The organism is Brevundimonas pondensis (assembly GCF_017487345.1).
In the GTDB taxonomy this organism is placed as follows: domain Bacteria; phylum Pseudomonadota; class Alphaproteobacteria; order Caulobacterales; family Caulobacteraceae; genus Brevundimonas; species Brevundimonas pondensis.
This window is the reverse complement of the sequence record NZ_CP062006.1, coordinates 2,236,249-2,257,532: the sequence shown is the minus strand read 5'-3', so window position 1 is coordinate 2,257,532 and position 21,284 is coordinate 2,236,249. Positions and strand designations below refer to the sequence as shown.

Annotated in this window: 19 protein-coding genes, 1 tRNA gene and 1 riboswitch; of the genes, 16 read left to right on the top strand and 4 right to left on the bottom strand. The window is 67.8% G+C overall.

Annotated elements, in window-relative coordinates:
• Nucleotides 1-23: 23 nt before the first annotated feature.
• From IFE19_RS11250 to IFE19_RS11240, 3 genes are read left to right on the top strand one after another with little or no spacing between them, the layout of a single operon-like run.
• Nucleotides 24-737 (top strand): SURF1 family protein, encoded by a 714-nt coding sequence (locus tag IFE19_RS11250; protein ID WP_207822353.1) that lies wholly within the window; start codon nucleotides 24-26, stop codon nucleotides 735-737.
• The gene (locus tag IFE19_RS11245) at nucleotides 734-2,056 is read left to right on the top strand and encodes an ATP-binding protein (protein WP_207822351.1); all 1,323 of its coding nucleotides are present in this window, start codon (nucleotides 734-736) and stop codon (nucleotides 2,054-2,056) included. Before IFE19_RS11250 ends, IFE19_RS11245 begins: the two co-directional genes overlap by 4 nt.
• Nucleotides 2,057-2,061: 5 nt before the next feature.
• Nucleotides 2,062-2,598: a response regulator transcription factor gene (locus tag IFE19_RS11240; protein ID WP_404822171.1), complete on the top strand. Its 537-nt coding sequence runs from the start codon at nucleotides 2,062-2,064 to the stop codon at nucleotides 2,596-2,598.
• A gap of 10 nt (nucleotides 2,599-2,608) precedes the next feature.
• Here the strand turns inward: IFE19_RS11240 and IFE19_RS11235 are convergent, their stop codons facing one another.
• Entirely contained in the window at nucleotides 2,609-3,550 is a 942-nt protein-coding gene (locus tag IFE19_RS11235) for a DUF808 domain-containing protein (protein WP_207822346.1), read from the bottom strand.
• 161 nt (nucleotides 3,551-3,711) lie between these two features.
• Nucleotides 3,712-3,787, bottom strand: a tRNA-Lys gene (locus tag IFE19_RS11230).
• A gap of 194 nt (nucleotides 3,788-3,981) precedes the next feature.
• On the opposite strand from IFE19_RS11230, the gene IFE19_RS11225 reads away from it, so the two are divergent.
• The 10 genes from IFE19_RS11225 to IFE19_RS11180 all read left to right on the top strand — a co-directional run bounded on the left by IFE19_RS11225 (nucleotide 3,982) and on the right by IFE19_RS11180 (nucleotide 16,940).
• Nucleotides 3,982-5,391 (top strand): amino acid permease, encoded by a 1,410-nt coding sequence (locus IFE19_RS11225; protein WP_207822344.1) that lies wholly within the window; start codon nucleotides 3,982-3,984, stop codon nucleotides 5,389-5,391.
• Nucleotides 5,391-5,744, top strand: a complete 354-nt coding sequence (locus tag IFE19_RS11220; RefSeq protein ID WP_207822342.1) for an Hpt domain-containing protein — start codon at nucleotides 5,391-5,393, stop codon at nucleotides 5,742-5,744. Before IFE19_RS11225 ends, IFE19_RS11220 begins: the two co-directional genes overlap by 1 nt.
• Before the next feature lie 217 nt (nucleotides 5,745-5,961).
• The gene (locus tag IFE19_RS11215) at nucleotides 5,962-6,048 is read left to right on the top strand and encodes a potassium-transporting ATPase subunit F (RefSeq protein WP_225910496.1); all 87 of its coding nucleotides are present in this window, start codon (nucleotides 5,962-5,964) and stop codon (nucleotides 6,046-6,048) included.
• 16 nt (nucleotides 6,049-6,064) lie between these two features.
• Nucleotides 6,065-7,777 (top strand): potassium-transporting ATPase subunit KdpA, encoded by a 1,713-nt coding sequence (kdpA, locus tag IFE19_RS11210; protein ID WP_207822338.1) that lies wholly within the window; start codon nucleotides 6,065-6,067, stop codon nucleotides 7,775-7,777.
• Nucleotides 7,778-7,877: 100 nt separating this feature from the next.
• Entirely contained in the window at nucleotides 7,878-9,872 is a 1,995-nt protein-coding gene (gene kdpB / locus IFE19_RS11205; protein ID WP_225910495.1) for a potassium-transporting ATPase subunit KdpB, read from the top strand.
• Nucleotides 9,873-9,904: 32 nt separating this feature from the next.
• Nucleotides 9,905-10,648 (top strand): TorF family putative porin, encoded by a 744-nt coding sequence (locus IFE19_RS11200; RefSeq protein ID WP_207822335.1) that lies wholly within the window; start codon nucleotides 9,905-9,907, stop codon nucleotides 10,646-10,648.
• Nucleotides 10,648-11,235, top strand: a complete 588-nt coding sequence (kdpC, locus tag IFE19_RS11195; RefSeq protein ID WP_207822333.1) for a potassium-transporting ATPase subunit KdpC — start codon at nucleotides 10,648-10,650, stop codon at nucleotides 11,233-11,235. The genes IFE19_RS11200 and kdpC overlap by 1 nt, the downstream gene beginning before the upstream one ends.
• A gap of 11 nt (nucleotides 11,236-11,246) precedes the next feature.
• Nucleotides 11,247-13,904 (top strand): sensor histidine kinase, encoded by a 2,658-nt coding sequence (locus IFE19_RS11190; protein WP_225910253.1) that lies wholly within the window; start codon nucleotides 11,247-11,249, stop codon nucleotides 13,902-13,904.
• Between the two features lie 9 nt (nucleotides 13,905-13,913).
• The gene (locus IFE19_RS11185; protein ID WP_207822329.1) at nucleotides 13,914-14,603 is read left to right on the top strand and encodes a response regulator; all 690 of its coding nucleotides are present in this window, start codon (nucleotides 13,914-13,916) and stop codon (nucleotides 14,601-14,603) included.
• A 42-nt stretch (nucleotides 14,604-14,645) separates the two neighbouring features.
• A riboswitch (cobalamin riboswitch) is annotated at nucleotides 14,646-14,853 on the top strand.
• Between the two features lie 137 nt (nucleotides 14,854-14,990).
• Nucleotides 14,991-16,940 (top strand): TonB-dependent receptor plug domain-containing protein, encoded by a 1,950-nt coding sequence (locus IFE19_RS11180; protein ID WP_207822328.1) that lies wholly within the window; start codon nucleotides 14,991-14,993, stop codon nucleotides 16,938-16,940.
• 119 nt (nucleotides 16,941-17,059) lie between these two features.
• Here the strand turns inward: IFE19_RS11180 and IFE19_RS11175 are convergent, their stop codons facing one another.
• On the bottom strand, nucleotides 17,060-17,632 hold the full coding sequence (locus IFE19_RS11175) for an OmpA family protein (RefSeq protein ID WP_404822126.1): 573 nt from the start codon (nucleotides 17,630-17,632) through the stop codon (nucleotides 17,060-17,062).
• Between the two features lie 39 nt (nucleotides 17,633-17,671).
• On the opposite strand from IFE19_RS11175, the gene IFE19_RS11170 reads away from it, so the two are divergent.
• Both IFE19_RS11170 and IFE19_RS11165 read left to right on the top strand, forming a co-directional pair.
• The gene (locus tag IFE19_RS11170; protein ID WP_207822326.1) at nucleotides 17,672-17,857 is read left to right on the top strand and encodes a hypothetical protein; all 186 of its coding nucleotides are present in this window, start codon (nucleotides 17,672-17,674) and stop codon (nucleotides 17,855-17,857) included.
• A 114-nt stretch (nucleotides 17,858-17,971) separates the two neighbouring features.
• The gene (locus IFE19_RS11165) at nucleotides 17,972-18,790 is read left to right on the top strand and encodes a hypothetical protein (protein WP_207822324.1); all 819 of its coding nucleotides are present in this window, start codon (nucleotides 17,972-17,974) and stop codon (nucleotides 18,788-18,790) included.
• On the opposite strand, the gene IFE19_RS11160 is transcribed toward IFE19_RS11165, so the two are convergent.
• The gene (locus IFE19_RS11160) at nucleotides 18,787-19,665 is read right to left on the bottom strand and encodes a LysR family transcriptional regulator (protein WP_207822321.1); all 879 of its coding nucleotides are present in this window, start codon (nucleotides 19,663-19,665) and stop codon (nucleotides 18,787-18,789) included. The two genes, IFE19_RS11165 and IFE19_RS11160, sit on opposite strands and share 4 nt — an antisense overlap.
• 103 nt (nucleotides 19,666-19,768) lie before the next feature.
• Here IFE19_RS11160 and IFE19_RS11155 point away from each other — a divergent pair, with 103 nt between their 5' ends.
• Nucleotides 19,769-21,271 (top strand): CoA-acylating methylmalonate-semialdehyde dehydrogenase, encoded by a 1,503-nt coding sequence (locus IFE19_RS11155; RefSeq protein WP_207822320.1) that lies wholly within the window; start codon nucleotides 19,769-19,771, stop codon nucleotides 21,269-21,271.
• Nucleotides 21,272-21,284: the final 13 nt, after the last annotated feature.

Sequence of the window (21,284 nt, the reverse complement as noted above, 5' to 3'; positions counted from 1 at the left end):
GACCTGTCCGGCCGCCGCGCAGCATGACCGTCCTGATCCTGGGCGCGGTCATGTTCGCGGTTCTGTTCGCGGGCTTCTCGGCGCTCGGCGTCTGGCAGGTGCAGCGGCTGGCCTGGAAGCAGGACCTGATCCGTCAGGTCGACGCGCGCATCCACGCCGCGCCCGTCGCCGCTCCGCCGCCCGATCAGGTCGTCACGCGTCAGGCCGATCAGTATCGTCGGGTCGTCGTCAGCGGCCGCTTCGATCATTCGCGCGAGGCCCTGGTGAAGGCCGTGACAGACCTTGGCCCCGGCTACTGGGTTGTCACGCCGCTGACGACCGACCGGGGGTTCACGGTCCTGATCAACCGGGGCTTCGTCCCGTCTGAGCGTCAGAAGCCGGCCGATCGTGCAGAGGGCCAGATCGAGGGGGAAGCCACCGTCGTCGGCCTGCTGCGCCTCAGCGAACCGGACGGGGGCTTCCTGCGCGCCAATGATCCCGCGGGCGACCGCTGGTTCTCGCGCGATGTGACCGCAATCTCCAGGGCGAGGGGGCTGACCGGGCCGGTGGCGTCCTACTTCATCGACGCCGATGCTGCGCCCAATCCCGGCGGCTGGCCGCGCGGCGGCCTGACCGTGGTGCGTTTCGCCAACAGCCACCTGATCTACGCCCTGACCTGGTTCGGGCTGGCCCTGATGTCGACGGCGGGCTTCGTCCTGTTCTGGCGTGAGGAAAAGCGCCGGAGAGCGGCGCGATGAGCGCGGCCGGTTTCGCGCGAGGCCTTCTGGGCCTGGACGACCGGGCCGAGACACCGGTGTCGCCGGGCGCGGCGGGGCGGCGCAACATGTTGCTGCTGATCCAGTTACGCTGGCTGGCGGTCATCGGGCAGGTGATGACCATCGCCGTGGTTCACTGGGGGCTGAAGATTCCCCTGCCGCTGGGGATGCTGCTGCTGGCGCCGACTGGGCTGGCGGTGATGAATCTGGCCAGCGCGCCTGTGACCCTGCGTCGGCAGAGCGTGACCGACCCGGAGCTGATGCTGGCCCTGTTCGTGGATGTGGCCGCTCTGACCTGGCTGCTCTTCTTCAGCGGCGGGACCAGCAATCCCTTCGCCGCCCTTTATCTTATGCAGATCGTGCTGGCGGCGGTGCTGTTGCGACCGCCCTACGCCTGGGGCTTCGTGCTGGTCACCAGCGGCTGTCTGGCCTTTCTGGCGATCTGGCACCAGACGCTGTTGTTGCCGCCGGACACCGACGCCCACATGGGCCTGATCCAGGCCGGCGCCCTGGTCAACTTCATCCTGATCGCCGTGCTTCTGGTCGCCTTTGTCACCCGTACGACCCAGAACGTGCGCGCGCGCGACGCCTATCTGGCCGACGCCCGCCAGCAGGCGGCGGAGCAGGATCACATTGTCCGCATGGGGCTGCTGGCCTCGGGCGCCGCGCATGAACTGGGCACGCCTCTGGCCTCGCTGTCAGTCATCCTCAGCGACTGGAAGCGGATGCCGGTCCTGACCGCCGACGCCGACCTGACCTCCGACATTGTCGAGATGCAGGCCGAGGTCGAGCGCTGCAAGACCATCGTCACCGGGATCCTGATGTCGGCGGGCGAGGCGCGGGGCGAGGCGCCGACCGTCACAACCCTGGGCGGCTTCCTGTCCGAGATCGTCGCCGACTGGCGCGAGAAGTCCAGCGACGCCATGGCCGTGGTGCTGAAGCCGCCGACGCCTCGTGATCCCCGCATCATCGCCGATCCGGCCCTGAAGCAGGTCTTCAGCGCCCTGCTGGACAATGCGCATGAGGCGGGGGCCGAGCGCATGGTGATCGCTGCGACGCTGGAAGGCGACCTGCTGTCGGTTGAGTTCAATGACGACGGCCCGGGCTTCACGCCCGAGATCCTCGAGCGCCTGGGCCAGCCCTATCAGTCGACCAAGGGCAGGGCAGGGGCGGGGCTGGGGCTCTTCCTTCTGGTCAATGTGATGCGCAAGCTGGGCGGCGGCGTCGTCGCCGCCAACCGACGCGACGGCGGCGCCAATGTCCGCCTGACCCTTCCCCTGGAGGCTTTGGCTCCGAAATGACCGACCTGACCGACGCCCCTCGTCAATTGCTGATCGTCGAGGACGACGAGGCCTTCGCCAAGACCCTGCGCAAGTCGTTCGAGCGGCGCGGCTATGAAGTCGTATCGGCCCGCAGTCACGAGCAGCTGGTCGAGTTGCTGCAGGTGCATCATCCCCGTTACGCCGTGGTGGATCTGAAGCTGGGGGCGGCTTCGGGCCTGACTTGCGTCCAGACCCTGCACGCCTTCGATCCCGAGTTGGACATCGTGGTCCTGACCGGGTTCGCGAGTATCGCGACCGCCGTCGAGGCGATCAAGCTGGGCGCGCGCCACTACCTGGCCAAGCCCGCCGGCACGGATGAGATCGAGGCCGCCTTCGCCCGTCAGGACGGCGACCCTGACGCCGCGCTCAGCGCCCGACCCACCTCGATCAAGACCCTGGAGTGGGAGCGCATCCACGAGGTTCTGGCCGAGACCAATTTCAACATCTCGGAGACCGCGCGTCGCCTGGGCATGCATCGCCGCACCCTGGCCCGGAAGTTGGAGAAGCGTCAGGTCACCTGACGCCGACTGGCTAGTGCGCGCCCCGCCCGAATAGCCGCAGGACCTGATGCAGCAGGACCGCGAGGACCCCGCCGACGACCAGGCCCAGAAGGCCTGACAGCAGGGCCGTGGTCGTCCAGCTTGCCGCGCCGGCCAGCGGCCCGGCCAGGGCGCCGACCGCGTGGGCCAGATGCTCGACCGGCTCCGCCGGCCAGGCCAGACCCAGCGTGTGCGTGCCGTGCACCAGGATGCCGCCCCCGACCCACAGCATGGCCACGGTGCCGATGACGGACAGGGACGAGAAGACGCCCGGCATGGACTTGACCAGGCCGCGCCCGATCGCGCGGCTGGACTTCGAGGCGCGCCCGGCCATGTGCAGACCGATGTCGTCCAGCTTCACCAGCAGGCCGACCGCGCCATAGACGGCCACGGTCATGGCCAGGCCAACCACGATCAGCACGCCGGCTTGCGTCGCCAGCGGCGCATCGGCGACGTCGGCCAGGGCGATGGTCATGATCTCGGCCGACAGGATCAGGTCCGTGCGCACGGCGCCGGAAACCGTGGCCTTTTCCAGATGGGCGGGGTCGTCGCTGACCGGCTTGTCCTCAACCTCGTGCCCGGCGAACATCTCCATCACCTTTTCGGCTCCCTCGAAACAGAGGTAGGCGCCGCCGCACATCAGCAGGGGCGTGATGGCCCAGGGCGCGAAGGCGGTCAGCAACAGGGCGACGGGCAGGATCAGCAACAGCTTGTTGCGGATGGAACCTACGGCGATCTTGCCGATGATGGGCAGTTCGCGGCTGGGCGACAGGCCGGTCACGTATTTCGGCGTCACGGCCGCGTCGTCGACCACCACGCCCGCTGCCTTGCCGGCGGCCTTGCCCGAGGCGGCGCCGATATCGTCGATGGAGGCCGCCGCCAGTTTGGCGATGCCCGCGACATCATCGATCAGGGCCATAAGTCCAGAGGGCATGAGGCGCACCAGAGGGGGAGGGAGAAACGCAGAGCTTTCTTCCTGCCTGCGACAAGGCGTCTTGGAAAGAGGCTGAACTCCGTCTTCTCGCCAGGCTGAGACCCGCGCAGGAGCTTTCCCCGGAAAGGGAACAGTTCGCCTGAAGCTGGATGGAGAGACGATGGTGGGTGATCACAGGTTCGAACTGTGGACCCGCTGATTAAGAGTCAGCTGCTCTACCAACTGAGCTAATCACCCGTACCGTCGTCTGCGCCCTTGGTATGGCGCCGGTCCTTCGCGGAAGGCGCTGGGCCGCCGGAAGGGCCGTCCTAATACTCAGGATGCCGGGGACGCGCAAGGGCTGATTGTGGGATTTTCTAAAGTTTGTTCTGCGCGCTAAGGTCGCGGCCGGAATCAGCCGCCGAAAGACGCGGCACGAGGAAATTACACATATGGCGTTCTGGAACCGTCGGCGGTCGATCGATGCGATGCTGGCCCCGCATGAAGGGCCGGCGCTGAAGAAAACCCTCAGCTGGCCGCACCTGATGGCCCTCGGCGTCGGCGCCATCGTCGGCACCGGCATCCTGACCCTGATCGGTGTCGGCGCCGGTCTGGCAGGACCGGCCGTGCTGATCAGCTTCGCCCTGGCCGGTCTGGTCTGCGCCTGCGCCGCCCTGGCCTATGCCGAGCTGTCCACCATCATGCCCGCCTCGGGCAGCGCCTATACCTATTCCTATGCCTCGCTGGGCGAGATCTTCGCTTGGGTCGTGGGGTGGAGCCTGATCCTGGAATACTCGCTGGTCGTCTCGGCGGTGGCCGTGGGCTGGTCGGGGTACGCCATTCCCTTCCTGGCCGGGCTGGGCATTGACCTGCCGCTGGCCCTGACGGTCGGCCCGCACGTCGAAGGCGGTCTAATCAACCTGCCGGCCGTCTTCATCATCGCCGTGGTGACGGGCCTGCTGCTGATGGGCACCAAGGAGAGCGCGACCTTGAACGCGGTGCTGGTGCTGGTGAAGATCGCCGCCCTGGTGGCCTTTGTCGCCATCGCCCTGCCGCACTTCGACGCCGCCAACTTCACGCCCTTCATGCCGCATGGCTTTGGCGCGCCCTTCGTCCAGACGGGCGTCATGGCGGCGGCGGCCATCATCTTCTTCGCCTTCTACGGCTTTGACGCCATCGCCACGGCGGCTGAGGAGACCAAGAAGCCTGAGCGCGACCTGGCCATCGGCATCATCGGCTCGATGGTGGTCTGCACCGTCCTCTATATCGTCGTCGCCGCCGCCGCGATCGGCGCCGCGCCCGTCGCCAGCTTCTCGGACAGCCCCGAGCCTCTGTCGCTGATCATGCGTGGTCTGGGCCAGGGCGTCGCCGCCCAGTGGATCGCCGCCGCCGCCGTCATCGCCCTGCCGACCGTGCTTCTGGCCTTCCTGTTCGGCCAGAGCCGCATCTTCCTGGGCATGGCCCGCGACGGCCTGCTGCCCAACCGTCTGGCCAGGATCTCTAACCGCGGCGTGCCGACCGTGGTCACGCTCTTCACGGCCATCGTCGTGGCCATCCTGGCCGGGATCATGCGTCTGGACGAACTGGCCTCCCTGGCCAACGCCGGCACCCTGATGGCCTTCATGGCCGTGGGGATCAGCCTGATCGTCCTGCGCGTCCGCGAGCCGAACCGCGAGCGCAAGTTCAAGGCGCCGCTGTGGTGGCTGGTCGGTGGCGTGGCCATCGTCGGCTGCATCGTCTTCTTCTTCAGCCTGAAGGCCTCGACCCAGCTCTACTTCCTGCTGTGGAACCTGTTCGGCCTGGCCATCTATCTGCTGTGGTCGTCGAAGAACGCTCGCCTGGCCAAGAGCCCGGAAGCCTGATGGCGCGGCGCGATCTGACGGGGGCGGTGGACTTCGCCGTCCTCGAGGCCATGACGGGTGGCATGGACGACATCACCGAGGAGGTGTTGGGCCTGTTTGCACAGCAGGCGGCGCTGTGGGCGCCCATGCTTGATCCGACGTTCGAGGGGTGGCGCGATGCGGTTCACACCATCCGTGGCGCGGGCGCGGGCATTGGCGCGCATGAGTTGGCGACGGTTTGCCAGAGTGTCGAACACGGTGAACAGGCCCTGGCGGCGGTGGGCCTGGAAAGGGTGAAAACCGCGCTGGACGCGGCCCTGGCCGACGTGGCCGCCTACCGTCATGAACTGATGCTGCGCGGCTTGAAGGGCTGAGGCGCGGTGCGCGCACCATGCGCGTGAACGGCTTTCTTTATATGCGCCTTATACGCGGCCAGATTTTCCGCATGGCCCGCTTACGCTGTTAAGGCGTCTCTTCCGGCTCTAACTGAGCTGGAGGCTTCGGCATGGCCGATGTGATCTTTCTGGCGATCGGCGGCGGGGCCTTTCTGGTCTTCGCCGCCCTCGCTGTTGCGTTGAAGAGGTTGTGATCATGTGGCTGAACGTCCTGTGGGGCGTCGGCGCCCTGGTCATCGCCGGCTACATGGTCGCGGCCCTGCTGCGCCCCGAGCGGTTCTGAGCGGAGCCGCCATCTCATGAATATTCAAGGTTGGGCGGAAATCGCCCTGACCCTCGGTCTCGCCGTCGTGCTCGGCTGGCCGATCGGGGTCTATATGTCGCGTGTCTGGAACGGCGAGCGCACCTGGCTGGACCCGATGCTGAAGCCGGTCGAGGGCCTCTTCTATCGCGCCGCCGGGGTTGATCCGGGCCGCAGTCAGGGCTGGCTGGGCTATGTCGGCGCCCTGCTGGTCTTCAATCTGGCGGGCTTCCTGCTGCTTTACGGCCTGCTGCGGCTCCAAGGTATTTTGCCGATGAACCCGCAGGGGTTCGACGGCCTGAGCCCGCATCTGGCCTTCAACACCGCCGTCAGCTTCGTCACCAACACCAACTGGCAGAGCTATGGCGGCGAGACGACCGTCTCGACCTTCACCCAGATGGTGGGCCTGACGGTGCAGAACTTCGTCTCGGCGGCCACCGGGGCGACCATCGCCGCCGCCCTGGCCCGCGCCTTCATCGCCAATCGCGGCGAGGGACTGGGCAATTTCTGGGCCGACCTGACGCGCACCAGCCTCTATGTCCTGCTGCCGATCGCCTTCATCGTGGCGGTGGTTCTGGCCGGTCTGGGCGTGGTTCAGTCGCTGGCGGCCTCGACCCAGGCGACGACGCTGGAAGGCGGCTCGCAGACCATCAGCCTGTTCCCGACCGCCAGCCAGCTGGCCATCAAGCAGCTGGGCATCAACGGCGGCGGCGTGTTCAACGTCAACTCGGCCCATCCGCTGGAGAACCCGACCCCTCTGACCACCCTGATCACGGCGGTCTGCATCAACGTCATGGGCTGGGCGGCCTTCTTCGCCTTCGGCCGCAGCGTCCTGGCCAAGAAGGACGTTCGCGCCCTGGCCGTCGCCGCCGTCATTCTTCTGGGGGGCGCGGCCTCGGCCCTCTATGTCATCGAAAGCCAGCCCGCGCCCGCCTTGGTCGCCGCTGGGGTCGATACGTCCGCCGGAAACATGGAGGGCAAGGAGGTCCGCTTCGGCGTGCCGTCCTCCGTCGCCTGGGCGGCCCAGACGACCGGCGCCTCGAACGGCTCGGTCAACTCCATGCACGCCAGCTATATGCCGCTGGGCGGCGCCGTGACCATGTTCCTGATGCAGCTGGGCGAGATCCTGCCCGGCGGGATCGGTTCGGGCGTCGCGGTCATGGTGCTGATGGCCATGCTGGCGGTCTTCGTGGCGGGCCTGATGGTCGGCCGCACGCCGGAATACCTGGGCAAGAAGATCGAGGCGCGCGAGATCCAGTTCGCCATGCTGGCGGTCCTGGTCGTGCCTTTATCGGTGCTGGGTTTCTCGGCCGTCGCGGCGGTCCTGCCCGAGGCTCTGGCCGGTCTGCTGAACAAGGGGCCGCACGGCCTGTCCGAGGTCCTCTACGCCTATACCTCGGCGACGGGGAACAACGGTTCGGCCTTTGCGGGTCTGACCGCCAATGCCCCCTGGTGGAACACCACCCTGGGTCTGGCCATGCTGCTGGGCCGGTTCGTGCCCGCCGTCGCGGTTCTGGCCGTCGCCGGGGCTCTGGTCGCCAAACCGAGGCTGGCGCCCTCGACCGGCACTCTGCCGACCCATGGCCCGCTGTTCATCGGCCTGTTGATCGGGGTGATCCTGATCCTCGGCGGTCTGCAGTTCTTCCCCGCCCTTTCCCTGGGTCCGATCGTGGAGCATTTCGATATGCTCCAGGTCGTGGCCCGGTTCTGATCGGATATCCGTCATGACCCAAGTCACGCTCGATCCGTCGAGCTCCCCATCCTCCCCAAGAGTGTCCTCTTCGCCCGTCGCGGGCGGATTGACCGGGGCCATGCTCGGCCGGGCGCTCGGCGACGCCGTCGTCAAGCTGAACCCGACCAAGCTGCTCAACAACCCGGTGATCTTCGCCACCTGGATCGTCGCCCTGCTGGCCAGCGTCTCGGCGGTCGCCGCCGTGGCGACGGGCCAGGCGGCGGGTTTCGCCGTCCAGCTGGCCCTGTGGCTGTGGGCCACGGTCCTGTTCGCCAATGTCGCTGAAAGCATCGCCGAAGGGCGCGGCAAGGCGGCGGCCGACAGCCTGCGCGCCACCCGCGTCACCACCAAGGCCAAGCTGATCGTCGATCCGAAGACCGGAACGGTGGTCCCGACGCCGGCGGGGGAGCTGGAGATCGGCTCCATCGTCCTGGTCGAGGCCGGGGACGTCATCCCCTCGGACGGCGAGATCATCGAGGGCGTCGCCTCGGTCAACGAGGCCGCCATCACCGGCGAAAGCGCCCCCGTCATCCGCGAAAGCGGCGGCGACCGCTCGGCCGTCACCGGCGGCACCACCGTGGTGTCGGACTGGATCAAGGTCCGCATCACCTCGGCCCCCGGCGCCACCTTCCTCGACCGCATGATCGCCATGGTCGAGGGCGCGGACCGTCGCAAGACGCCGAACGAACTGGCCCTGTCCGTACTCCTGGCAGGATTGACCCTGGTCTTCCTGATCGCGGTGGCCAGCTTGCTGGGTCTGGGCGCCTATACGGGGATCAAGCTGGACCCCATCGTCCTGGGCGCCCTGTTCATCACCCTGATTCCGACCACCATCGGCGGCCTGCTGTCCGCTGTCGGCATCGCCGGCATGGACCGGCTGCTGAAGGTCAATGTTCTGGCCACCTCGGGCCGGGCGGTGGAGGCGGCGGGCGACGTCGACACCCTGCTGCTGGACAAGACCGGCACCATCACCTTCGGCAACCGCATGGCCACGGAAGTCATCACCGTGCCGGGCGTGCGTCCTGACGCAGTGATGCGGGCCGCGGTCATGGCCTCCCTGGCCGATGAGACGCCGGAAGGCCGCTCCATCGTCGAACTGGGCCGCAACGCCGGGGTGACGGGCGACCTGCCTGAAGGGGCTAAGACCATTCCGTTCAGCGCCGTGACCCGCCAGTCGGGTCTGGAGGCGGGCGGCCAGTCGTGGCGCAAGGGGGCGGTCGACGCCGTGCTGAAGTCGCTGGGTCTGGCCGAGGCGGAGGCTGCGCCTGAGTTCCGCGCCGCTGTGGACCGCATCGCCCGTTCGGGCGGCACGCCCCTGGCCGTGACCGAAAACGACGTCCTGGTCGGGGTCATCCACCTGAAGGACGTGGTCAAGCCGGGGGTGAAGGCCCGCTTCGCCGACCTGCGTCGCATGGGGCTGCGGACCGTCATGATCACCGGCGACAACCCGGTGACGGCGGCGGCCATCGCATCCGAGGCCGGGGTCGACGACTTCCTGGCTGAGGCCACGCCTGAGGACAAGATGCGCCTGATCAAGGCGGAGCAGGCCAAGGGACGCATGGTCGCCATGTGCGGCGACGGCGCCAATGACGCGCCTGCCCTGGCCCAGGCCGACGTCGGCGTGGCCATGCAGACCGGGGCCCAGGCCGCGCGCGAGGCCGGCAACATGGTCGATCTCGACAGCGACCCGACCAAGGTCATCGAGATCGTCGAGGTCGGCAAGCAACTGCTGATCACGCGCGGCGCCCTGACCACCTTCTCGATCGCCAACGACGTGGCCAAGTATTTCGCCATCATCCCGGCCATGTTCGTGGTCGGTCTGCCGTCGCTGGCGGCGCTGAACGTGATGAAGCTGTCCAGCCCGGAGAGCGCCATCCTGTCGGCGGTCATCTTCAACGCCCTGGTCATCATCGCCCTGATCCCGTTGGCGCTGCGCGGGGTGAAATACCGCGCCGTGGGGGCGGGCAAGCTGCTGGGCCGCAACCTGCTGATCTACGGCCTGGGCGGTCTGATCGCCCCCTTCGTCGGCATCAAGCTCATCGACATCGTCATCTCCGCCCTCGGCCTGGCTTGAAGCCCGCCCTGAGCGACCAAGGAAAAACCGTCATGCGTAAACGTAACCTCTCCAAAGCCTCGGGCTCCAACGACGCCCTGTTCGGCGGCGCCTGTCTGGTCGCCATCATCGCCCTGGGCCTGTGCAGCGCGCCGGCCAAGGCCGAGGAGAAGGCGGGTCCCGACTTCGCCTTCAACGCCGCAGTCGCCAGCGACTATGTCTTCCGCGGCGTCAGCCAGACCGAAGGCGATCCCGCCGTCTCGGCCGGGGTCGATGTGACGCAAGGAGCCTTCTACGCCGGGGCCTGGGTCGGAAACGTCGCCTTCACCGGGGACGCCGACACTGAGGCCGAGATCGACCTCTACGCCGGGGTCCGGCCCGAGTTCGGCGGCTTCAACTGGGACTTCGGCGTGGTCAGCTACTTCTACGCCGGCCAGCCGGACGGCGCCGACTACGACTATGTGGAGCTGAAAGCCGCGACCTCGCGCGCCGTCGGCCCGGCGACCCTGGGGGCGGCGATCTACTACTCGCCGGACTTCTTCGGCGCGTCCGAGGACGAGGCGACCTATGCCGAGATCAACGGCGCGATCAGCCCGGCGGACAAGTGGACGATCTCGGCGGCGGTGGGCCGTCAGTGGGTGTCGTCCGACTTCGACTACACCACCTGGAACCTGGGCGCGGCCTATCAGCTGACCGATCATCTGGCGCTGGACGTCCGCTATTTCGACACCGATGAGCACGGCTTCGGCTCCAGCTATGACAGCCGCGTCGCAGCCAGCCTGAAGGCGGTCTTCTGATGTTGAGCCATATCCGTCCGGCGGTCGTGATGATCGCCCTGTTCACCGGTGTCCTCGGCGTCGCCTATCCCCTGGCCGTGACCGGCGTGGCCCAGGCCGCCTTCCCGGATCAGGCGAACGGCAGTCTGGTTCGCGACAAGGCGGGCCAGGTGGTCGGCTCGGCCCTGGTCGGCCAGACGTTCAGCCAGCCCGGCTATCTGCACCCGCGCCCCTCGGCGGCGGGCGACGGCTATGACGCGGCCGCCTCGTCCGGCTCCAACCTCGGTCCGCTGAACCCGGACCTGATCGCGCGGGTCAAGGCCGATGCTGAAAAACTGCGGGTCGAGGCGGGCAAGGCGGTCGTCCCCGCCGACGCCGTGACGACCTCGGCCTCGGGCCTCGACCCGCATATCTCTCCGGCCTACGCTAGGTTGCAAATCGCCCGCATCGCCAGGGCGCGCGGGATTGGAGAGGCGCAGGTGCGCGAGGTGGTCGAACAGCACGTCGAAGGCCGCACGTTCGGCGTTCTGGGTCAGCCGCGCGTCAATGTGCTGCTGACCAACCGGGCGCTGGACGCTCGCTTTGCGCGCCCTGCCGCGGAGGGCTGATGGCGCCGTCCATGCTCCCGACGGACAAGACCCCGGCCGCCCCGCGCAAGCGTGGGCGGCTGAAGGTTTTTCTGGGTATGTCGCCCGGGGTCGGCAAGACCTATGAGATGCTGCGCGCCGCCCGCCGCCGAAAGGCGGAAGGCGACGACGTGGTCGTCGGCGTGGTCGAAACCCATGGCCGCAAGGAGACCATGAGCCTGCTGCGCGGGCTGGAGGTCATGGCCCGCAACCCCATCGCCTATCGCGACCGGACCCTGCTGGAGTTCGATCTCGACGGCGCCGTGGCGCGCCGCCCCGGCCTGCTGCTGGTCGATGAATACGCCCACTCCAACGCCCCCGGCTCGCGCCATCCCAAGCGCTGGCAGGACGTGGAGGAGATCCTGGACGCCGGGATCGACGTCTGGACCACCTTGAACGTCCAGCATCTGGAAAGCCTGTCGGACGTGGTGCTGCGTATCACCGGGGTGCGCCAGCGTGAAAGCGTGCCCGACAGCGCCCTGTCGCGCGCCGACGACATCGAGGTGGTGGACATCACGCCCGAGGAGCTGCGGAAGCGCCTGGCCGAGGGCAAGGTCTATGTGCCCGAGACGGCGCGTTTGGCTTCGGACAACTTCTTCAAGGTCGAGAATCTGACAGCTCTGCGCGAACTGGCCCTGCGCCGCGCGGCCCAGACGGTGGACGATCAACTGGTGGCCCGCCTGCGCGAACAGGGGGTGCCGGGGCCGTGGGCGGCGGGGGAGCGGATCCTGGTGCTGGTCAGCGGCGACGCCATGGCCGCCCCCCTGGTCCGCGCCGGGCGGCGGTTGTCGGACATGATGATGGACGCGCCCTGGACCGTGGCCCACGTCGATCGGCCCTCGGGCGCACGCCACGGCGTCGGCTCGGCGGGCAAGCTGTCGGATGCGCTGAAGCTGGCGGAGCAACTGGGCGGGCGCACGGTGGTCCTGAGCGGCGACGACGTGGTGCGCGCCGTCATGGACCACGCCCATCAGAACAACATCACCCAGATCGTTCTGGCCAAGGGCCGCGACAGCCGCCTGTCCGAATGGCTGGGCCGGTCGCTGGCCGCCGAACTGCTGCGCCAGGCGCGCGGGGTGGCGGTCCACGTCATTACCGATGGAGCCGATCTGGAGGAGAAGACCCTGCGCGAGCCGCGCATGGTCCTGACCGGCGGCTGGCGCGGCTATGCCGTCGGCGCGGCCTGTGTCGTCGCGGCGACGGGCCTCGCCCTGCTGCTGGACCGGACCTTCGAGCGGGTTGATCTGGGCGTCATCTACCTGTCGGCGGTGCTGGCGGCGGGGGTGCTCTATGGCCTGCGTCCGGCGCTGGCGGCGGCGACGCTGGCCTTCCTGACCTACAACTTCCTGTTTCTTCAGCCGCGCTACAGCTTCGCTATCGGCTCGCCGACCGACCTTTTGACCCTGATCGTCTTCTGGGCCGTGGCCCTGACGACCGGCGTCCTGGCCGGGCGCGTGCGCGAGCAGGCCAGGGCGGCCCAGCGCCGCGCCTCGGCGGTCTCGGCCCTGCTGGCCGCCAGCCAGAGGCTGACCGGGGTGGGCGACCGCGCCGCCGCCGCGCGCATCCTGGCCGAACAGACGGCGGCGGCGGCCGGAGCGGGGGCTGTGGTCCTTTTGCCCCTCAACGACGAACTGACCCTGATCGCGGGCGCGCCGACCAAGGCGGCGCTGGACGCCGAGGCCATGGCCGCCGCCCGCTGGGCCTGGGAGAAGGGCGAACCGGCGGGCCACGGCACCGGAACCCTGCCGCAGGCGCGCTGGACTTTCCGGCCCCTGCAGGGCGTGCGCGACCGGGCGGGCGTGGCGGGGATCGAGGCGGCGGCCCTGTCGCCCGGTTCGGACGAGGAAAAACTGGCCCTGGCCCTGCTGGATCAGGGCGCCGTGGCGGTCGAGCGCGCCGACCTGGCCGGGCAGGCGGTCGAGACCGAGACCCTGCGTCGCACCGACCGTTTCCGGGGCGCGCTGATGAACTCGGTCAGCCATGATTTGCGGACGCCCCTGTCCACGGTGCTGGGCGCCTCGACGACGCTGATCGACCTGGGCGACAAGCTGACGCCGGCCGTGCGCGCCGACCTGCTGCTGTCGATCCGCGAGGAGGCCGAGCGGCTCAGTCGCTATGTCGGCGACCTGCTGGACATGACCCGGCTGGAGGGCGGCGGTCTGAACATTCGCGCCGACTGGGTCGACGTGCGCGATGTGCTGAACGCGGCGGGCAAACGGGTGGCGCGGCGTCTGGGCGGGCGGAAAATGACCCGCGACTTCCCGGCCCAGCTCAGCCTGGTCATGGTGGATCAGGGGCTGCTGGAGCAGGCGCTCGTGAACATCCTTGAAAACGCCGTGGCCTACAGCCCCGACGGCTCGACCGTCGAACTGGCCGCCTATGAGGACCGGGGTGCGGTGGTCATCTCCATCGAGGATGAGGGCCAGGGCATCCCCACCGCCGAGCTGGAGCGCGTCTTCGACAAGTTTCGCCGCATGGAGGAGCCGTCTGACCGGAGCAAGGGCGCAGGCCTCGGCCTGGCCATCGCCAAGGGCTTCGTCGAGGCCATGAACGGCCGCATCGCCGCCGCCAGCCCGATTCAGGATGGAAAAGGCACGCGCATCCTGATCAGCCTGCCCAAGGCCGTCGTCACCCACCCGAGCCTGCTCTAGACTTCGCCAATGGCCGCTGTCCGTCCCCAGATTCTCGTCATCGACGACGAGCCCCAGATCCACCGCTTCCTGTCCCCGGCGCTGGACGCCGCCGGCTATGAGCCGCGCCGCGCCGACAGCGGGCAGGAGGGCCTGCGCGGCATCGCCCTGTGGAGCCCGGACGCCGTGGTGCTGGATCTGGGCCTGCCCGACATGGACGGCAAGGACGTGCTGGCCCGCGCGCGGGAGTTCTATTCCGGTCCCATCATCATCCTGTCGGCGCGCGACAAGGAGGCCGAGAAGATCGCCGCCCTGGACCTGGGGGCTGACGACTATGTCGAAAAGCCCTTCGGCGTCGGCGAACTGCTGGCCCGGGTCCGCGCCAACCTGCGCCAGGCCGCCCCGCGCGTGGAGGCCAGCGGGCCGTTGACGGCGGGGGAGGTGGTCATCGACCTGGAGCGCCGCCTGATCACCCGCGCCGAGGCCGCCGTGCGCGTGACGCCCAAGGAATACGACGTCCTGGCCCATCTGGCGCGCAACGCCGGCAAGGTCGTCGGCCACCGCGACCTGCTGACCGCCGTCTGGGGCAAGGCCCACGCCGACGACACCCAGTATCTGCGCGTGGTCATCGGCCAACTGCGTCAGAAGCTGGAAGCCGACCCGGCTCAGCCGCGCCTGATCGCGACAGAACCGGGTGTCGGTTATCGACTGACGGCCTGAGGTCGCTTTTGCGATGGTTGACCTGACCGGCGCGCGGCCCTACTGCCACCGACGCGTCAGGTTCCCCGAAAGGGGATCAAAAGGGAACGGAGTGTGAGACTCCGGCTGTTCCCGCAACTGTAAGCGGTTAGCCCGCGCGTCATACGCCACTGGCGGTCCTGAAGGCCACGGCCTGAACGACTTCTGGGAAGGCGACGCGCATCGGCCCTGATCCGCAAGCCAGGAGACCTGCCTGTCGCCGTCGTTCTCTGCGCGGTCGGGATGTGCCGGGCGGTCGAGGTGACTCGTGTGACGACAAGTGAAAACCTGCCGCGCTCGCGGCCGTTTTCGTGCGTCTGTACGGCGCCGGAAGCAGCCACGACGCGGCGTCGTCAATGGAGCCGCCGGATGAACCGGATCGCCTATGCTACCCTCGCCGCCGCCAGTCTGTTGGCGGCCTTCCCCGCCGCCGCCGTTGAAACGGACCAGCAAGCCGCCGCGCCCGACGTCGCCGGCCGCGCCGCCGCCACCCAGGTTGAAGACGTAGTCGTCACCGCCAACCGTTCGGCTCAGCCGATCGAGCGCGTCGGCGCCTCGGTCACGGTCTTGACCCAGGCCGCTCTGGAAAACCGCCAGACCACGGCCGTGGTCGAGCTTCTGGCCGAGACGCCGGGCGTCAGCTACACGCGCAATGGCGGCGTCGGAACGGTCAGCGGGCTGAGAATCCGGGGCGCGGAAAGCTACCACACGGTCGTGCTTCTTGACGGGGTCAAGATGAACGATCCGACCTCGACGCAAGGCGGCTACAACTTCGGAAACCTGCTGGTGGGCGACACGGCGCGCATCGAGGTGCTGCGCGGCGCCCAATCGACCCTGTGGGGCAGCCAGGCCATCGGCGGCGTGGTGAACATCGTCACCGCCGAACCGACCGAAGCCCTGCAAGGCAGCCTGGACGCCGAGGCCGGCGCGCGCGGCACGACCTATTTCCGCGGCGGGGTCGGCGGCGCCGGCGAGCGCCTGAACTGGCGCCTGGCCGCCAGCCGTTATTCGACGGACGGCTTCTCGGCCGACGCCACCGGAACCGAGGACGACGGCTATGCCAATACCGGTCTGTCGGGGCGTGTGAACCTGAAGCTGACTGACGCCGTGTCGCTGGACCTGCGATCGGTCTGGTCGGATGGCCGGGTTGATCTCGATGCCTGGAACGGTGATGCGCGTCGCTACGGCAATACGCGTGAACTGGCCGCCTACGCCGGACTGAATTTCGATCTTCTGGGCGGGCGTCTGCGTAACCGTATTGGCCACGCCTGGACCGATACCGACACGCAGTATTACGATCCCGACGTACATGTTCAGCCCCTGACCTATGATGCTCTCGGCCAGAACCAGCGGTGGGAATATCAGGGCGTATTCGCCGTCAGCGAGACGCTGAACGCCACCTTTGGCGCCGAGAGCGAACGTTCGGAGATGAAGGTTCGTGTGCCGGATGCCTGGGACCCGAACCCCGCCTACACCCGCGGCAAGGCCGGTATCGACAGCGTCTATGGCCAGGTCCAGTGGACCGCACTGGATGGCCTGACCCTGACCGGCGGCCTGCGCTACGACGATCATGAAGTCTACGGCGGCAAGGCTCTGGGACAGGCTGCGGCGGCATGGGCGCTGAACGAGGGCGACACCGTCCTGCGCGCCAGCTGGGGACAGGGCTTCCGGGCACCGGGTCTCTATGAGCTCTACAGCAACCTTGGCAATCTGACGCTTCAGCCTGAAGAATTCGACAGCTGGGAAATCGGCGTCGAGCAGCGCCTCTTTGATCGCGCCGTCGTCTCGGCCGTCTACTTCAATCGTCAGGCGGACAACGAGATCCGTTACAACAGCTGCGATGTCGGCACGACCGATCCGCTTTGCGGCGGCGTGAACCGTTGGGGCTATTACAAGAACCTGCAGAAGACCGAGGCTCAGGGCATCGAGCTGATCGGTCGTGTGGACGTGACCGACCGCCTGAACCTCAGCGCCAACTACACCTGGACCGAGGCGCAGAATGTTGAGGGCGACTACAACGGTAAGCAACTGACCTATCGGCCCGAGCATACGGCCAATCTGGCGGCGGATTACGCCTGGGTCTTTGGTCTGAAGACGGGCGTGTCGGTGCGCTATGTCGGCGAGCGTTTCACCACCGCGAACAATTCCGCTGACCTGGACGCCTACACCCTGGTCGATATTCGGGCTTCGTATCCGATCAATGATCACCTGGAAGTCTATGGCCGTGTCGAGAACCTCTTCGATGAAGAGTATCAAACGATCCTGAACTACGGCACGGCCGGACAGGGCGCCTTCGGCGGCGTTCGCGTTCGCTTCTGACGCCTGTCTGTTGACGGCCGCATCGGGTGCGGACGGCAATCGTGAGGGGGCCGGCGATCATTCGCCGGTCCCTTTTGCGTTTCCGGGCGGCGGCCCTGAATTGAGCCGCCGCCTCGGGATCAGCTGAGCACGACGATAGCGACGCGACGGTTCTGGGCGCGGCCTTCGCGCGTGTTGTTCGGCGCCACCGGCTTGGTCTCGCCATAGGAGATGGTCGCCATGCGGTTCAGGGCGATGCCCTGGTCGCTGAGGAAGCGGCGGACGGCTTCGGCGCGGGCCTGGCCGAGCATTTCATTGGCGTGGGTGTCGCCCGACGAGTCGGTGTGGCCCTGGATTTCCAGATAGACGTTGCGGTTTTCGGCCTTGAGGCGCTGGACCAGTTCGGACAGGCGCTGTTCGGCCTCGGGCGAAAGGGCGTCGCGGTTGACCGGGAATTTCACCGAGTCATCCGACAGCACGACCTCATACAGGAACTTGCCTTCAGCCAGCTTGTGGGCGGCGTTGGCGCGGTTCAGGGCTTCGCCGGCAGTGCCTTCGACCTGAGTCAGATGGTTGTCGACTTCGGTCACGCGGCCATCGACCACGGCGACATTGTCGCGCACGAAACGGTGGCTGGCGCAGCCGCTGGCGGCCAGGCCGCCGATCAGCACGACGCTGGTCACAGCGATCGCGCGAGAGGTCAGTTTGATCAAGTTCAGTCTCCTTCGTTCCGGAGCGCTATTCCCGGATGCATGCGCAAGCAGTCCTGTTTGCGCAGGAACGGCGCGGTAGAGACGCGTGACGAAAGAAAAGGTGCCAGCTTAACTATAGAAAAATTTAAGATATCTGCGTTTTTTGCGCTTCTCGAACGTTATGCTTCGAGCACCTTGATCCTGACACGAGCAGATGATTTTCAAAGTAATGGTCATATGCCGTGAGATCGACTTCGGAACATCAATGTCGAAGCTTCGCCATACTGAAATTGAAATATCGCGGGTTGTCGCTGAATGAGTGGGCAGCACCGTCGGCGAAGGATCGTAGGACCGGCGACCGTGGCGTTCAGTCTTCTGACGCACGCCCTTGTGCTGGCCGTCATTCTGTTCGCGCCGGTCAAGGTTCCCGTCTATCCGCCGGAGCGACCGGTCATGGAGGTGGAGCTGATTGAGCTTCTGCCGCCGCCGCCCGCGCCGGAACCGGCGGCGCAGGAAGCCGGAGGCGGCAAGCCGGCCGCAGCCCCGACGCCCGAGCCAAAGCCTGCGCCCCCGCCGACCCCGGTGAAGACGCCGGTCAAGGCCGCGCCTGCGCCGCCTGCGCGTCCTGCGCCGCGGCCCAGCCGTCCGGCGCGGCGGCCGCCGACGGTGGAGCCTGTGCCGATCTCGGCGCCGGAGCCCAGCGTCTCCTACGTCTTTCTGGGCGACGCCGCCCTTGCAGGGGCGATGACAGCCGGGGGCGGCTCCGGCGTCGGCAGCGGCGCCGGTAGTGGTACGGGCACGGGATCCGGCAGTGGTTCCGGCTCAGGCTCCGGTTCGGGATCGGGAGGGGTCTGCAACATGATCGAGCGTCTGCAGAACGCCCTGCGCGACGACCCGCGCATCCGGGCGCGCCTGACCGAGGCCTATCGCGACTCCGGCGCGCGTGGCCGGGCCATTGTCATCTGGAACGGCGATTGGGTGCTGAGCCCCGGTCAGGACGGCAAGGGACTGGCGGGCGTGCGTCAGGCCGTGGCTGTGGTGGTCGGCTTCTCGCCCCGTGAGTGCAAGTCCCAGGCGGTGCGCGGCTATGTGGTTGTGACCCTGAGTGATGATCCCGGCGCGCCCAAGCTGGCGCTGGGGACCGGCCAGTGGCGCTGGTCGGACCTGTTGGGGCTCTAGTAGGGCGACAGACGCGCCGCCGTATTCTGGCACAGGCTCTTGATCCAGCGCCGCGCCGCTTTCAGCCGCGCCGTGCCGTGAACCTCGCGGTGGGTGCTGAGCCAGAAGCGGCGCTCGATCAGCACCTGATCGGGCAGGACCCGCATCAGCCCCTCGGCCAGAAAGCAGGGCAGGACCCCGATGCCGCCGCCCGCCGCGATCATGTCCCGCTGCGCCCGGATCGAGGATGAGGCCAGGCGCGGCCTCAGGTTGGGGCGGATCTCGTCCAGATAATGCAGCTCCGGCGCATAGATCAGGTCGTCGACATAGCCGACGATGTCGAAGTCCGGCAGGTCCTCAACACGCTGCGGCGCGCCATGCCGGGTCAAGTGCTCGGGCGCGGCATAGAGGGCCAGTTGATAGGGCGTCAGCGGCTCGACGATCAGGCGCGGGCTGGCCGCGGGGCTCAGGGTGATGGCCATGTCCACCTCGCGCCGGCTGGGCGACAGGAAGCCGGAGCTGGCGGCCAGTTCGATGTTCAGGCCGGGGTGCGCCGCCAGCAACGCGGGCAGGGCGGGGGCTAGGACCGCGCCGCCGAAGCCCTCGGAGGCGCTGATCCGCACCGTGCCGGCGATCAGGTCGGGCCGCGTCACCCGCTCAGCGGCCTCCATCGCGCTTTCGGCGTCCAGCGCCGTCTCCAGCAGTTGCGCCCCCGCCGCCGTCAGCAGCAGGCCGGACGCCGAGCGCACCACCAGGGTCGATTTCAGCGCCGTCTCTAGCCGCGCCACGCGCCGCCCGACCGTGGCCGCGTCTATGCCCAGTCGCTGCGCCGCCACAGCCAGCGAGCCCGCCCGCGCGGCGGCGATGAAGATGCGAACGTCGTCCCAGTCGAACATTGCGCGAATGCACAGCATAGGATGCAAGATTGCAATGGGTGGCGAGCCCTTCGTCTGCTAGGCCATGCTGGAACGAACAACGACATCACAGGGAAACGCCTTCATGCGCGACATTCGCCACTTCATCGACGGTGCGGCCTTCGACGGCGCATCGGGCCGTTTCGGCGACGTGTTCAACCCCAACACCGGCGAGGTTCAGGCCCGCGTCCAGCTGGCGACCGTCGGCGAGATGGACCGCGCGGTTCAGGCCGCTCAAGCCGCCTTCGAGGGCTGGTCCTCGACCAACCCGCAGCGCCGCGCCCGCGTCATGTTCGAGTTCAAGCGCCTGGTCGAGGCCAATATGAACGAGCTGGCCGAGCTGCTGTCCTCGGAACACGGCAAGGTCATCGCCGACTCTAAGGGCGACATTCAGCGCGGCCTGGAAGTCATTGAATTCGCTTGCGGCATCCCGCACGCGCTGAAGGGCGAGTACACGCAAGGCGCCGGGCCCGGCATCGACGTCTATTCCATGCGCCAGCCGCTGGGCGTCGTGGCGGGCATCACCCCGTTCAACTTCCCCGGCATGATCCCGATGTGGATGTTCGGCATGGCGATCGCCGCCGGCAACACCTTCATCCTTAAGCCGTCCGAGCGTGATCCGTCGCTGCCGGTGCGTCTGGGGGAACTGATGATGGAAGCCGGCGCGCCCAAGGGCGTGCTGAACGTCGTCCACGGCGACAAGGTGGCGGTCGACGCCATCCTGACCCACCCTGACATCCACGCCGTCAGCTTCGTCGGCTCGTCGGACATCGCCCACTACGTCTATCAGATGGGCGCCCAGCACGGGAAACGCGTCCAGGCCATGGGCGGCGCCAAGAACCACGGCATCGTCCTGCCCGACGCCGACATGGATCAGGTGATCAAGGACCTGACCGGCGCGGCCTATGGCTCGGCTGGCGAGCGCTGCATGGCCCTGCCGGTGGTGGTGCCGGTCGGTCAGCGCACCGCCGACGAACTGCGCGAGCGTCTGGTCTCGGAGATCCCCAACCTGCGCGTCGGCGTCTCGACCGACGTCGAGGCCCACTATGGCCCGGTCGTCACCCAGACCCACAAGGACAAGGTCCTGGGCTGGATCAACAAGGGCGTCGAGGAAGGCGCCGAACTGGTCGTCGACGGCCGCGAGTTCAGCCTGCAGGGCCACGAGAAGGGCTTCTTCATCGGCCCGTCGCTGTTCGACCACGTCAAGCCCGAGATGGAATCCTACAAGGAAGAGATCTTCGGCCCGGTGCTGCAGATCATGCGCGCCGCCAGCTTCGAGGAGGCCCTGAGCCTGCCGAGCAAGCACCAGTACGGCAACGGCGTAGCCATCTTCACCCAGAACGGCCGCGCGGCCCGCGACTTCGCCGCCCGCGTCAACGTCGGCATGGTCGGCATCAACGTGCCGATTCCGGTGCCGGTGGCCTATCACTCGTTCGGCGGCTGGAAGCGTTCGGCCTTCGGCGACATCAACCAGCACGGCATGGAAGGTCTGCGCTTCTGGACCAAGACCAAGACCGTCACGGCCCGCTGGCCTGACAGCGAACTGGAACACGCCGACAGCTCCTTCGTCATCCCGACAATGGGCTGATGAGACCGGAACC